The sequence below is a fragment of the Nodosilinea sp. E11 genome, from assembly GCF_032813545.1.
Classification (GTDB): domain Bacteria; phylum Cyanobacteriota; class Cyanobacteriia; order Phormidesmidales; family Phormidesmidaceae; genus Nodosilinea.
In genome coordinates, this window is record NZ_CP136520.1 from 4,556,575 (window position 1) to 4,569,212 (window position 12,638).

The window sequence follows — 12,638 nt, forward strand, 5'->3', positions numbered from 1 at the left end:
CACCCCTTACGCCTTGAGCCTACCACCTTGAAGCAAAGAACCTTCTCCCCTAGGTAACCGGAGCGGCCACCTGGTGAAAGGTATGGCGGTGGTTGGTTTGGGCGGCAAAGTACTGGGCGATGAGGGTGGGGTTTTCGGCCTCAATAATGGCGCGTACTACCGCCACTCGCTCAGCACCAGCCTGAAGCACCTCGGCCAAATTTTCGGTGTTGATGCCGCCGATCGCATACCAGGGTACAGTGGCATGTTCAGCGGCGTAGCGGACGTAGTCGAGACCGGCGGCAGCTTTGTCGGGCTTAGTGGGGGTGCTATATACCGGGCCGACGCCGATGTAGTCGGCTCCCTCGGCGATCGCCCGCTGCATTTCGTCGGGGTTGGTCGTCGAGCGACCAATGATGCGCTGGCTACCCAGTAGCTGGCGGGCCGTGGCAATGGGCAGATCGGTTTGGCCCAGGTGAACGCCATCGGCCCCTACCGCCAGGGCGAGATCGACGCGATCGTTGATCAAAAACAGCGCCCCGTAGCGGTGGCAGAGATCGTTGAGCTGCTGGGCCAACTCCAGCCGCAGGTGGTCGTCGGTGAGCTTGTCGCGATACTGCACCAAGGCTATACCACCTTGTAGGGCCGCTTCTACAACCGGCAAGAGGCGATCGCTGGGCGACGTCACCAGATAGGTCAATGCCTGCCGCAGCCGCTGCTGCCGATGGCCCCCCAAAATGTCGCTCTCTAGGGCATATATTTGGTAGCGCATAGCCTTACTACCCGCTGCCAACTCCTGGCGGTAGAGCTTGCCGTATTCTTCTAGGGTCCGCAAGGCCTCCTGCACACGGCAGAAGTTAGCTTGTAGCACCGCCATAACGCTCGTGCGTTCAGCTTCCTGGGGGTGGGTGAGGGCGGTGCCGGGGTCACCGGGGGTGTCACGGCACAGGCGCAGTTCTGGGGCATGCCACTGGGCCAGGGTTTGGCGCAGATGCTTAAGCTGCTCAGTTTGGCCCGAGTTATTTAGCCCAAACCGACACCATTCTTCAATAATGCGCAGCCCCTCCCGGGCTCGATCGAGGTTGGCATCGAGAATGCGATAGACGGCAGCATCAGTAGGGGTGGGCAGCGCTGGCAGCCCAGGCAACTCCGACATAGCAACAGCGGCACAAAGAACTTCCACATCCTAACAGGGAAGCGGGCCGGCAAAGGAGCGGGCAGTCGGGGACCCCAGAAACCTATTTTTGCTGTTGCAAAATCTGCTGAATGCCTTTCACTGCCGGATCAGACTGCCAGACATCAAAGGTCTTCCAGGCAATAAAGCCAAAGCTGACCAGGGCCAGAATCGCCACCAGCGACGAGAAAAATCGAGTTACCGGATTGCCAGAGTCAAGGCGCATAAACCACTCCTAAGAACTAATGAGAGCAGAAAGAGGTAAATTCACCGTTGCAGGCACTGCCCGTAAAGCAGCCCCTAAGCTCTATATACCCTAAGTACAGATTTTTGTTGCATCCATTCTGTCAAAACGTCAACGCGCTATTCCTGCCCAAGCTAGCCAGGCTACTTCTCAGAGGCCACCATGCGCTTTTTCAAGGACACTGAGCGACGGCGGGCAGTGGTGTTGTTGGGTTCTAGGCTAAGGGCGGTTTCGTACATCTCGATCGCCTGGGTCATCAGCTGTTTGCGCTCGTAGCTATGACCTAGGTTGTTGAGGGCGGTGACGTACTCAGGCGAAATCTTCAGCGCCTCCTTGTAATTGCGAATCGCCAGGTCGTACTGGTCTTGGGCAAAGTAGGAGTAGCCTAGGGCGTTGTAGACCACGGCGGCGTTTTCAGTTTCGTCATCACTCAGCTGTTTGATCGCCTGCTGGAGATAGAGGGCCGCCTGGGTGTAGAGCTTTTTGTCGAGCAGCAGGCTGCCTAGCTCGTAGTATTCCTGGGCAGTGCCCTTTTCTTTGGTCAGCCGCGATTGCAGCCGCCCCAGGGTGCTTTCAATGCGACGAGTTTTGATCACCTGGCGCACCACGAAAAAAGCGGCAACGCTCAGCAACGTCAGCAGAATACCCAGGTATATGAGGAGCAGGTTGCTGTTTTCCATCCGATCTTGGTTCGCACTTGAGGACTAACCTATCTTGCCACGGCTAGGGCAACCCCCAAAAGGTTGCTCGATCTTCTAGCCAGCCGCTTTGGTGCCATTGGGTGACCGTGTGGCCAATTAAGCGGCGCAGTTCTGTGTACTGGGTGCCCTTAGGAAGGGCGATCGCCAGCGGCTCTGCCGACAGCACAGTGGGTACTAGGTAATAACCGCTGTGGTCTTGTTGCCAGCCCGTCAGCACCGTTACATCGCCAGCAAAGCCGTCGATTTGGCCGGTGCTCAGGCGATCGAACGCCTCCTGGTAGCTGGCGAGGGGGGTGAGCACCGCCTGGGGCAGTAAATAGCGCACCACCGCTATGGTGCTTGCCCCCTGCAATACCCCCAGTCGCCGCCGTTGCAGAGTAGTAAGGCTGTGAAACTGTGGATCGCGCACCAATACCCCGGCCCCGTCTAGGTAGTAGGGGGGGCTAAAGCTAACCAAGCGCTGCCGCGCACTGGAGAGGGTTAACCCTGCGATCGCCACATCGGCACGGTCTTCGAGCACCGCAGGCAGGCGATCGCGGTTGGGCACCACGGTAAACTCGATCGCCTCTGGATCGGCAAAAATTGCCGCTGCCAACTCGCGGGCAATGTCGATCTCAAAGCCGACCAGTTCACCGTTGGCGTCGCGAAAACTCAGGGGCCGCCAACCTTCGCGCACGGCCACTACCAAATGCCCGCGATCGCGAATGGTTTCAAGATCCGCAGCAAAAACTGGGAACACAGCTAACTGCGCCCCCAGCACTAAACCAAACCCAAGCCAATTTAATTGCATGACACCGCCGCGTCTCGACGATGACCTGCCCGTACCTCTAGGCAAATTCGAACTAAATACCGCCTAGGAGCGAACTGGGAATGCGACCCTAGAGGCCGATCGCAGCAATGCTCTGAGTAGGCATTTAGGGACGACACCTTAAGCCCGGTTGGCCACTTCAACCACTTTGGCAAACCCGTTGGGGTCTAGCACCGCCATTTGAGCCAGCATTTTGCGGTTGATATCGATATTGGCCTTTTTGAGCTGGCCAATCAGCTGGCTATAGCTCAAACCGTGCATGCGGGAGGCCGCATTGATGCGGGTAATCCACAGGCGACGGAAATCGCGCTTCCGGTTGCGGCGATCGCGATAGGCGTATCGCAATGCCTTCATCACCTGCTGATTGGCTGTGCGAAATAGCTTAGAGTGCGACCCCCTAAACCCTTTGGCAAGCTTGAGAATTTTGTTGCGGCGCTTGCGTGCTACGTTGCCGCGCTTGACACGTGCCATGACTGTTTAACCCTTGGACTATTTAAGTGACTGCTAACAGACTGAGCGCCTTTACCTAGAGGTAGGGCAGCATGAGCTCCACATTGGGAGCGTCTTCTTCGGACACCACGGCGATCTTAGACAACCGAGAGCGTCGTTCAGCATTCTTATGCTGCAACATGTGATTCTTAAACGCCTTACGACGCATAATTTTGCCGCTGCCGCTGCGGCGAAAGCGCTTAGCGGCGGCTTTGCGAGACTTAAGCTTGGGCATGGTTACCACAATTTCGACACAGTCTTTAATAGTATCACGCCTACTCCGCATCCCAAAGAATTTCTCTCAGCAATGTCCTCATCGTGGGGCGCTAACCTAGGTCACCAAGACCAGTTCAAAAAAAAAATTGCCAGAGGCTTGTCAAGATTGCCCTCTTGTCGCTACTATTAGTTCTGCACGTAATCCTCAGTAGCTCAGTGGTAGAGCGGTCGGCTGTTAACCGATTGGTCGTAGGTTCGAATCCTACCTGGGGAGTTTTCAAGTTACCTATGCCAAATCTTGGCTGAAGTAAGGCCTTAGCAAATTTCTGCTGCTTAAGGCGCTGGAGAGGTATTGCCTGGCGAATATCCTAGCGCCCTGAAATCTAAAGGAAACCTTAAACTCTGCGGGGCGCTGCGTATTTACTTCGAGGGAAAATCGGGGTCCTGCTTATAATTTATCCAGGAATTGTATTATTCCGACATCGCTCTTTACATTAGAATGCTAGGCTACTCAAAGCTTCGTGGCTTTCTGGTCTCTGGGCTGGTGACGTTTTAGGTTGTCAAGTTTAGTTGGTAATGCCTCGTATTCTCGTCATTGATGATGATCCGGCGATCGCCGAGCTTGTTTCCGTCAATCTGGAGATGGCAGGCTACGACGTTAATCAGGCTGGAGATGGCATCAAGGGTCAAGCCCTGGCGGTGCAACTGCTGCCAGATCTGATCATGCTTGACCTCATGCTGCCTAAGGTAGACGGCCTTACCGTTTGCCAGCGGATTCGCCGCGATCGCCGCACCGCCGACATTCCGGTGCTCATGCTTACAGCTCTGGGGCAAACCCAAGACAAAGTAGACGGCTTTAACGCTGGGGCCGATGACTATCTGACCAAGCCCTTCGAACTCGACGAAATGTTGGCCCGAGTGCGGGCCCTTTTGCGCCGCACCGATCGCATTCCCCAGGCGGCTAAGCACAGCGAAATTCTTAATTATGGCCCTCTGACTTTGATACCAGAGCGCTATGAGGCCATTTGGTTTGACGGCACCGTTAAGCTCACCCACCTAGAGTTTGAGCTGCTGCACTGCCTACTACAGCGCCACGGACAGACAGTGTCACCCAGCCAAATTTTGCAAGAGGTGTGGGGCTACGAACCTAACGACGACATTGAAACCATTCGCGTACACGTACGGCATTTGAGAACTAAGCTAGAACCCGATCCTCGCCATCCCAAGTTTATTAAAACCGTCTACGGGGCTGGGTATTGCCTGGAGTTACCTGCCGCTGCCGCCATCTAGCCATAACCACCCAGGAAACGGTTTCCCAGTCGTTGTCTAAGCAACCCTGTACCGACGGCTAGGTTGATGAAATAAATCCAAACAGCCCCAGATCTTCACGAAGATCTGGGGCTGTTTGGGACAGCAAGACCTGAGGCTATGCTTGCTCAAGTCCTGGAGTAGTGCTTAGTCGGCAGAAAACTGCATGGTGCCGCTATCAGAGGCCAGATCTACAAACAGGTCACCCCCCTGGAAGAAGTAAATGCCCGCATTGCCTAACGCTTCGACAAATTCACTGCCAATTGAACCCTCGGGGCAAGCGACGCGGGTGGTCGCAATGGGCTCTACCTCTAGGCGGCGATCGTCAGCCAGCGAGAACTGACCCTGGCCCCGATTACAGTCAGCCTGCACCAGTAGAGTGCCATCTTCTAAAAACTCGGCGGTGTAGTTCTCCGGCGGGTCCGCAATCAGCAGCGTATCGTCGCTGAACTGGATCTGCTGAAGCTGCCAGACCGTACCAATCAGGGGAGGCGTAGGTGTGCCCGAAAACTGCATGGTGCCGCTGTCAAAGGCTAGGTCAATAAAAAGGTCGTCTCCCTGAAAGAAATAGAGGTTGGCGTTATTCATCGCCTGCAAAAACTGAGGTCCAATACTGCTCTCAGGGCAGGCTGCCAGGGTGGTTGGCCCCATCTGCACGCTGATCTGACTGTCGCCAGTTTCGGTAAAGGTCCCGATCGCGCGGTTGCAGTCGGCGCGCACAAACACCTGGCCGTCGTCGGCAAATTCAGCGGTGTAGTTTTGCGGTGGGTTAGCGGTCAACAGCGTGTCATCACTCATTTGAATTTGCTGGAGTTCCCACACAGTGCCAGTGAGGGGTGGCACTGCGGAGTCAGGGGTAGGAGCGACACAGGCCGTAGCGCTAGCCAAAGCCATAGCACCGGCCATAAGAGTCACAACAGAACGAGATAAACCCATAGGATCACCACACTATTAGAAAAATACGCAAGTAAACATGTACCTTAATTGAGCCCTAATATTAATGGGTTTTAGGCACCGATAGGACTCGCATTTCAACAGAATAAAACGAATAGCCAGAATCGCAAAATTATATTTTTTAATCTAATTCTTGAGAAGATATATTCAAATTTCTGTCAGTAAATTCCTATGGTTTTCATATTTTTATCTCTGCTGGACGACAACTGGATTTAACTAATAGCCTAGGCATAACCAGGCACAACCATTTCGGCTAGTTGGGTCAAAGAATATAATTTTAAAGGCAACGGTTTAACCTCTATGCCGCGAAGCCATAGCGAATTTCTCTAAGGGCCTCCCCGGTGGCGGTTTAGGGCAATAGGCGGCAACCCGCCTGAGAATAATCGTGAACACCGATCCTGCTGAGTGGGCTGCTTTTTTTACAATGCAACCATACGCGAATTTGTAGAGTAATGAGCTGCCGGATCAGGTAACCCTATGCAACCTACCCAAAACCAATTCACTGAAAAAGCCTGGGACGCCATTGTGCGATCGCAGGATATAGCTAAACAGTCTCAACAGCAGCAGATCGAGAGCGATCACCTGATGCTGGCCCTGCTCGACCAGGAGGGTTTGGCCAGCAGTATTTTTGCCAAACTGGGAGCCAACGGGCAGCAGCTGCGCGATCGCACCGAAGCGTTTATCAATAGCCAGCCCAAGGTCTCGGGCAGCGGCTCGTCTGTGTATCTGGGCAAATCGCTGGATACCTTGCTAGACCGGGCCGACAAACACAAAAAAGACTACGGTGACGAATATATCTCCATCGAACACCTGATTTTGGCTTACCCTGGCGATACCCGCTTTGGTAAAACGCTGTTTCAGGACCTTGGCTTAGGTGAAGCCAAGCTCAAGCAAGTCATTCAAGAGATTCGAGGCACCCAGAAAGTGACCGACCAAAACCCCGAAGGCAAGTATCAGTCTCTAGAGAAATATGGCCGTGACCTCACTGATGCGGCCCGTCGGGGCAAACTCGACCCAGTGATTGGTCGCGACGACGAAATTCGTCGCACCATCCAGATTCTCTCGCGTCGCACTAAAAACAACCCGGTGCTGATTGGCGAGCCAGGGGTTGGCAAAACCGCGATCGCCGAAGGGTTGGCCCAGCGCATTGTCAGCGGCGACGTGCCCCAGTCGCTCAAAGATCGTCAGCTGATTGCCCTCGACATGGGCTCACTCATTGCCGGGGCCAAGTATCGGGGTGAGTTTGAAGAACGGCTCAAGGCGGTGCTGAAAGAAGTCACCGACTCCGAAGGGCAGATTATTCTGTTTATTGACGAAATTCATACGGTGGTTGGGGCAGGGGCCACCCAGGGAGCCATGGATGCGGGCAACCTGCTCAAACCCATGCTGGCTCGGGGCGAGCTACGCTGTATCGGTGCCACCACCCTGGATGAATACCGCAAATACATTGAGAAAGACGCCGCCCTAGAGCGTCGCTTCCAGCAGGTCTACGTTGGTCAGCCCACGGTGGAAGATACGATCTCGATTCTGCGGGGCCTGAAGGAACGCTACGAGCTGCACCACGGCGTCACCATTTCTGATAGCGCCTTGGTGGCGGCAGCCACGCTTTCGACCCGGTATATCAGCGATCGCTTCCTGCCCGACAAGGCCATCGACCTAGTCGACGAAGCCGCTGCCAAGCTGAAGATGGAAATTACCTCTAAGCCCGAGGAGCTTGACGAGGTCGATCGCAAAATTCTTCAGCTCGAAATGGAACGCCTGTCGCTGAAAAAAGAAATCGACCCCGCCTCCCTAGAGCGGCTAGAGCGCATTGAGAAAGAACTGGCCGACCTCAAAGAGCAACAGAGTGCCCTCAACGCTCAGTGGCAATCTGAAAAAGATGTGATGGATCACATGCAGTCGATTAAAGAAGACATCGACCGGGTCAACATCGAAATTCAGCAGGCCGAGCGAGACTACGACCTGAACCGGGCTGCCGAACTCAAGTATGGCAAGCTCACCGAACTGCAACGCCAGCTCGAAACCGCTGAAACCCAGCTGGCCGAAACCCAAACCACCGGCAAAACCCTGCTGCGGGAAGAAGTCACCGAATCTGACATTGCCGAAATTATCTCCAAGTGGACGGGCATTCCGGTCAGTAAGCTGGTGCAGTCAGAAATGACCAAGCTGCTGCTGCTTGAAGACGAGCTGCACGAGCGGGTGATTGGCCAAGAGGAGGCGGTGACAGCGGTAGCTGACTCAATTCAGCGATCGCGCGCCGGACTCGCCGATCCCAACCGCCCGATCGCCAGCTTCATCTTTCTTGGCCCCACCGGAGTGGGCAAAACCGAGCTGGCCAAGGCCCTAGCCGCCTACCTGTTTGACACCGAGGAGGCCCTGGTACGCATCGACATGTCGGAATACATGGAGAAGCACGCTGTCTCTCGCCTGATCGGTGCCCCTCCGGGCTATGTCGGCTACGACGAGGGGGGCCAACTGACCGAGGCCATCCGCCGCCGCCCCTTCGCGGTGATTCTCTTCGACGAAATTGAGAAAGCCCACCCCGACGTGTTTAACGTCATGCTGCAAATTCTGGATGACGGTCGGGTCACCGACGCCCAGGGCCGCACGGTGGACTTCAAAAACGCCATCATCATTATGACCAGCAACATTGGCTCCCAGTTCATTCTTGACGTCGCTGGCGACGATAGCCAGTACGAAGAGATGAAATCTCGGGTGATGGAGGCCCTGCGGGGCAACTTTCGGCCCGAGTTTCTCAACCGGGTAGATGAAATGATCATCTTCCACGGGCTGCTTAAGTCGCAGCTACGCAACATCGTCAAACTGCAAATCGTTCGTCTAGAAGAACGCCTAGCCGACCGCAAAATGGCCATTACGCTAACCGAAGCTGCGCTAGACTTTCTAGCTGAGGTGGGCTACGACCCAGTGTACGGAGCCCGCCCGCTGAAACGAGCGATTCAGCGAGAGCTAGAAACGCAAATTGCCAAGGCTATTCTACGGAGTGAGTTCACCGAAGGCGACACCATCTTTGTCGATGTAGAGAATGAACGTCTCTCGTTTAAGCGACTGTCGGCAGGGCTGTTGAGTGTATAGACAAGCCGGCTAGTTCTAGGCAAAGGAGGCCCTTCTCCTTTGCCTAGGACATTAACCTTTGAAACGGGGCATTTCGTTTTTAACGACTACGGTTGCACTAATGGAACTGGTTTTGGCACTATAGGCTTTATAGGCATTTTCACTAGAACAGTCAGTCCTTGTCTTCCAAACTTTTTCAGTAGTTTTCTGGAACACATTTTGGGCATACTGGTGTTAATACCGCAGGATTGTGGTCAGCGCGTGCCCTTTTGGGCTTGATAGGAGCTACTTTTGTAGCTTGCTTGCGCCAATGTCAACCAATCAGGAGCATCTTAGGGGTGAACCGGGTCCTGCCGGAATTGCACCCGTTTATTCAATCGGTAATGGGGTTGGTTATGAAAATCGTTCACGACGGTCCGAAGCACGGCTACATCAATGTGATGGAACTCTTGGTAGCCGAAGAAGTAGAAAAACAGCTCAAAACCCTACAACCTCGCGTTCTAAAGTATCTCAAGCGGGTAGAGGTTGAAACTTATGCGCTTAACCGCCTGCCCTCTCTCTACGCCTCGAGTGAGAAAGGGTGGCAACACCAGTACGAAAAAGCTAAGCGAGAACTGCACAACCAGATTAAGGGAGCCGTGCGCCAGGCTTTTGCCGCCGTTCAAGTTGATCCGATTCGGTCGTCTGAACCGATCAATTTGAAGGAGCAAGAAGCGGCCACTGTGGCCCTCAATGCCCTGCGCGAGATGCTAAAGCAGCCTGACCTGAGCTGGGAAGGGGCTATTAACCGCCTGCGCTCTATGCTAGGTATGCGGGGTGAGACATCGCCGACTGAGACAACCGGTGAAGGGTCGCACCGGACTCGCTATCGAGGTAAGCCACCTGAGATGTCTAGCGCTGAGCAGGCCGATGGTAACCATGGCCATTACTGGCGTCCTGGCACCTACGGATCGGAGGTGTCGTGGCAAAAGAGCCACACCTCCTCCGGTAGTGGGTTTGACTGGAACGATACCCGCTACCAAAAGTAAGCCGTATTAACCCCGTCTAGCCAAACCCTGTTTGGCTAAACCCTTTCTGAGTCAGCAGCCCGGTGGGAATGCCCAGGTTGGCCACCCCCTGGCGCAGGCTGGCAGCGGCAGCAGGGTCGATCGTCTCGTAGATGGCGATCGCCCGCTGAAACGCATCTAGAGCTTCTGGTAGCTGACCCAGTTTAAACAGGGCTACAGCTAGGTTTTGGTGAGCTTCGGGATAGCTGGGCTCGAGGGCGATCGCCTGGCGGTAGGCGGCGATCGCCTCATCTAGGTAGCCTTGCCCCCGGTAGGCCGTGCCCAGGTTGTAGTGGGCGATCGCCAGAGTGGGGTCGGCCTCAACCGCCTGTTGAAATAGCTCAACCGCAGTGGCAAACTCCCCCTGGGCCTTCTTGAGGCTGCCGTAGTTGATCAGTGCCCCCAGCTTGAGGCGGGGCGGCACGTCTTGGGCTAGGGCCGCCTGATAATCGTTGGCCGCCTGGTGGGGCAGATGGGCCAGGGCCAAGGCGCGGTGGTAGTGCACCTCGTAACTGGTGAGGGCGTCTAAAGCCTCAGCCTGCTCCAGGGCGCGATCGAGCAACGGTAGCGCGGCCTCAGATTTGTCTGCTTCGATATAGAGGGCGGCCAGCTTGTTGAGCAAATAGGCGTCGTCGGGGTGGTCAGCCAGGTAGCGCTCCATAGTGGTGCGGGCGCGATCAAACTTGCCCCGCTGCATCACCACTACCGGGTCGTAGCCCGTATGGTGGAGGGCTACTTCGCCTAGGGTAATCACCTGCCAGTGCGCATCTTGCTGCTGCAAGGCCACTACGCTATCGTCCACGGTCTCGTGGTAGGGACGTTTAAAGGCAATCTCGGGCAGACGGCGAAAACACCGGGTAATCAGCGTGTAAGGGGCCTGGGAAGCCCCTAATTCTAGGCGCAACAGGTTAATGGCCAGCACATCGGCAGCAGCCACATCCCCTAGGGGGTGCCCCTGGTCGAGGCGCTGGAGCACCTGGGCTGTCTCGCTCAGCAACACTTCATCGGCATCGAGCACCAGCACCCAGTCGCCAGTGGCGTGGCGCAGTGACTCGTTGCGGGCGGCGGCAAAGTCGTTTTCCCAGGCAAAGCTGTGGACGGTAGCACCGTGGGCTTGGGCGATCGCCACGGTGTCATCCACCGACCCCGTATCGACCACGACGACTTCGCTGACCACCCCCTGCACGCTTTTCAAGGTGCGGCCCAGGGTGGCGGCCTCGTTTTTGACAATCATGCACAGGCTGATGGTCACTAGCCCTCTCCTAGGGCTTGATGCGCCCGCGCGATCGCCAAACGCACCTGCTCAAAGCCGGTGCCACCGTAGCTGTTACGGGCTGAGACCACCTGCTGAGGAGCGATCGCCGCGTAGATGTCGTCTTCAAAGGCGGGGTGGATGGCCTGCCATTCGTCGAGGGTGAGCTGCCGCAGCAGCTTGTTTGCCGCCAAGGAGGTCTTCACCACTTTGCCCACCAGGTTATAGGCCTCCCGAAACGGCACCCCCTTGGCGGCCAGGTAGTCGGCCACATCGGTGGCGTTGGAATAGTCTTCGTTCACCGCCTGACCAAGCCGTGGCACCTGAAAATTGACCCCCTCGGCCAGCAGAATGGTCATAGCTTCAACACAACCGCGCACGGTATTGACGGTGTCGAACAGTGCCTCTTTGTCTTCTTGCAGATCTTTGTTGTAGGCCAAAGGCAGGCCCTTCATCATCACCAGCAGCCCTTGCAGGTGGCCAAACACACGCCCCGTCTTGCCCCGCACCAGCTCAGGCACATCGGGGTTTTTCTTTTGGGGCATGATGCTGGAGCCGGTGGAGCAGCTATCGTTGAGGGTGACAAAGCTAAACTCCTCCGAGGCCCAGAGAATCATTTCCTCTGACAGGCGCGACAGGTGCACCATGATCAGGCTGGCGGCGCAGGCAAATTCGATCGCAAAGTCGCGATCGCTCACCCCGTCGAGACTGTTGCCGTACACCTGCTCAAACCCCAGCAGTTCGGCTGCATACTGGCGATCGATAGGGAACGTTGTGCCGGCCAGAGCCCCGCAGCCCAGGGGCGAAATATTCACCCGCTTTTGCAGGTCGTGGAGCCGATCCCAGTCGCGCTGAGCCATATCAAAATAGGCCAGCAGGTGGTGGGCCAGGCTCAGGGGCTGAGCCCGCTGCAGATGGGTGTAGCCGGGAATCAAGGTTTCGACATGGGCTTCGGCCAAGCCCAGCAGGGTTTGCTGATACTGGCGGAGCTGCCCTTGCAGAGCCTCGATCTGAGCCCGGAGGTAAAGGCGGAGGTCAGTGCCGACCTGGTCGTTGCGCGATCGCGCCGTATGCAACTTTTTGCCGACATCGCCAATTAGTTCTGTCAGTCGCCGCTCCACGGCAAAGTGGACATCCTCGGCTTCCACACCTGGGTTAAAGTCTCCCCGGCGAAAGTCTTGGCGAATGGTTTCTAGCCCCGTCACAATCTGCTCACCCTCTTCGGGGCTGATAATGCCGGTTTTAACCAGCATTTTGGCGTGGGCCTCAGAGCCGGTCAAGTCGTACTCAATCAGTTGAATGTCAAAGCCAATGCTGGCGTTGAACAGCGCGATCGCTGGGTGCAGCGCCGTTTCAAAGCGCTGGCTCCAGGTTTGGGTAGGGGGCGTTTCCATG

12 protein-coding genes and 1 tRNA gene are annotated in these 12,638 nt (G+C 55.9%); 4 read left to right on the forward strand and 9 right to left on the reverse strand.

Annotated elements, in window-relative coordinates:
* Positions 1-49: 49 nt before the first annotated feature.
* The 6 genes from RRF56_RS22580 to rpmI form a co-directional block, all read right to left on the reverse strand.
* Positions 50-1,135, reverse strand: coding sequence for a thiamine phosphate synthase (locus tag RRF56_RS22580; protein WP_317035400.1), 1,086 nt, complete (start codon positions 1,133-1,135; stop codon positions 50-52).
* 82 nt (positions 1,136-1,217) lie between these two features.
* Positions 1,218-1,379 carry a hypothetical protein gene (locus RRF56_RS22585; protein ID WP_317035401.1) on the reverse strand — a complete coding sequence of 54 codons (162 nt, stop codon included), beginning with the start codon at positions 1,377-1,379 and terminating at the stop codon, positions 1,218-1,220.
* Between the two features lie 161 nt (positions 1,380-1,540).
* A complete protein-coding gene (locus tag RRF56_RS22590) occupies positions 1,541-2,077 on the reverse strand; it encodes a tetratricopeptide repeat protein (protein WP_317035402.1) in 537 nt (178 codons plus the stop codon).
* A 43-nt stretch (positions 2,078-2,120) separates the two neighbouring features.
* Positions 2,121-2,888 (reverse strand): transporter substrate-binding domain-containing protein, encoded by a 768-nt coding sequence (locus RRF56_RS22595; protein WP_317035403.1) that lies wholly within the window; start codon positions 2,886-2,888, stop codon positions 2,121-2,123.
* Positions 2,889-3,026: 138 nt separating this feature from the next.
* The gene (rplT, locus tag RRF56_RS22600) at positions 3,027-3,377 is read right to left on the reverse strand and encodes a 50S ribosomal protein L20 (RefSeq protein ID WP_317035404.1); all 351 of its coding nucleotides are present in this window, start codon (positions 3,375-3,377) and stop codon (positions 3,027-3,029) included.
* 55 nt (positions 3,378-3,432) lie between these two features.
* Positions 3,433-3,630 carry a 50S ribosomal protein L35 gene (rpmI, locus tag RRF56_RS22605; RefSeq protein ID WP_317035405.1) on the reverse strand — a complete coding sequence of 66 codons (198 nt, stop codon included), beginning with the start codon at positions 3,628-3,630 and terminating at the stop codon, positions 3,433-3,435.
* Between the two features lie 183 nt (positions 3,631-3,813).
* On the opposite strand from rpmI, the gene RRF56_RS22610 reads away from it, so the two are divergent.
* Positions 3,814-3,885, forward strand: a tRNA-Asn gene (locus RRF56_RS22610).
* A gap of 302 nt (positions 3,886-4,187) precedes the next feature.
* Complete coding sequence (locus RRF56_RS22615; RefSeq protein ID WP_317035406.1) at positions 4,188-4,901, forward strand: response regulator transcription factor; 714 nt, start codon at positions 4,188-4,190, stop codon at positions 4,899-4,901.
* A gap of 165 nt (positions 4,902-5,066) precedes the next feature.
* Here RRF56_RS22615 and RRF56_RS22620 read toward each other — a convergent pair whose 3' ends face one another.
* The gene (locus RRF56_RS22620; protein ID WP_317035407.1) at positions 5,067-5,855 is read right to left on the reverse strand and encodes an META domain-containing protein; all 789 of its coding nucleotides are present in this window, start codon (positions 5,853-5,855) and stop codon (positions 5,067-5,069) included.
* Between the two features lie 495 nt (positions 5,856-6,350).
* On the opposite strand from RRF56_RS22620, the gene clpB reads away from it, so the two are divergent.
* On the forward strand, positions 6,351-8,966 hold the full coding sequence (clpB, locus tag RRF56_RS22625) for an ATP-dependent chaperone ClpB (protein ID WP_317035408.1): 2,616 nt from the start codon (positions 6,351-6,353) through the stop codon (positions 8,964-8,966).
* A gap of 374 nt (positions 8,967-9,340) precedes the next feature.
* Complete coding sequence (locus RRF56_RS22630; protein WP_317035409.1) at positions 9,341-9,973, forward strand: late competence development ComFB family protein; 633 nt, start codon at positions 9,341-9,343, stop codon at positions 9,971-9,973.
* Between the two features lie 16 nt (positions 9,974-9,989).
* Here the strand turns inward: RRF56_RS22630 and RRF56_RS22635 are convergent, their stop codons facing one another.
* On the reverse strand, positions 9,990-11,243 hold the full coding sequence (locus tag RRF56_RS22635) for a tetratricopeptide repeat protein (RefSeq protein WP_317035410.1): 1,254 nt from the start codon (positions 11,241-11,243) through the stop codon (positions 9,990-9,992).
* Positions 11,243-12,637: an argininosuccinate lyase gene (argH, locus tag RRF56_RS22640; protein ID WP_317035411.1), complete on the reverse strand. Its 1,395-nt coding sequence runs from the start codon at positions 12,635-12,637 to the stop codon at positions 11,243-11,245. Before argH ends, RRF56_RS22635 begins: the two co-directional genes overlap by 1 nt.
* Position 12,638 lies beyond the last annotated feature (1 nt).

Coding starts and splice junctions, on each gene's coding strand:
- RRF56_RS22580 (WP_317035400.1), bottom strand. CDS start 1,135: ATGTCGGAGTTGCCTGGGCTGCCAGCGCTGCCCACCCCTACTGATGCT.
- RRF56_RS22585 (WP_317035401.1), bottom strand. CDS start 1,379: ATGCGCCTTGACTCTGGCAATCCGGTAACTCGATTTTTCTCGTCGCTG.
- RRF56_RS22590 (WP_317035402.1), bottom strand. CDS start 2,077: ATGGAAAACAGCAACCTGCTCCTCATATACCTGGGTATTCTGCTGACG.
- RRF56_RS22595 (WP_317035403.1), bottom strand. CDS start 2,888: ATGCAATTAAATTGGCTTGGGTTTGGTTTAGTGCTGGGGGCGCAGTTA.
- rplT (WP_317035404.1), bottom strand. CDS start 3,377: ATGGCACGTGTCAAGCGCGGCAACGTAGCACGCAAGCGCCGCAACAAA.
- rpmI (WP_317035405.1), bottom strand. CDS start 3,630: ATGCCCAAGCTTAAGTCTCGCAAAGCCGCCGCTAAGCGCTTTCGCCGC.
- RRF56_RS22615 (WP_317035406.1), top strand. CDS start 4,188: ATGCCTCGTATTCTCGTCATTGATGATGATCCGGCGATCGCCGAGCTT.
- RRF56_RS22620 (WP_317035407.1), bottom strand. CDS start 5,855: ATGGGTTTATCTCGTTCTGTTGTGACTCTTATGGCCGGTGCTATGGCT.
- clpB (WP_317035408.1), top strand. CDS start 6,351: ATGCAACCTACCCAAAACCAATTCACTGAAAAAGCCTGGGACGCCATT.
- RRF56_RS22630 (WP_317035409.1), top strand. CDS start 9,341: ATGAAAATCGTTCACGACGGTCCGAAGCACGGCTACATCAATGTGATG.
- argH (WP_317035411.1), bottom strand. CDS start 12,637: ATGGAAACGCCCCCTACCCAAACCTGGAGCCAGCGCTTTGAAACGGCG.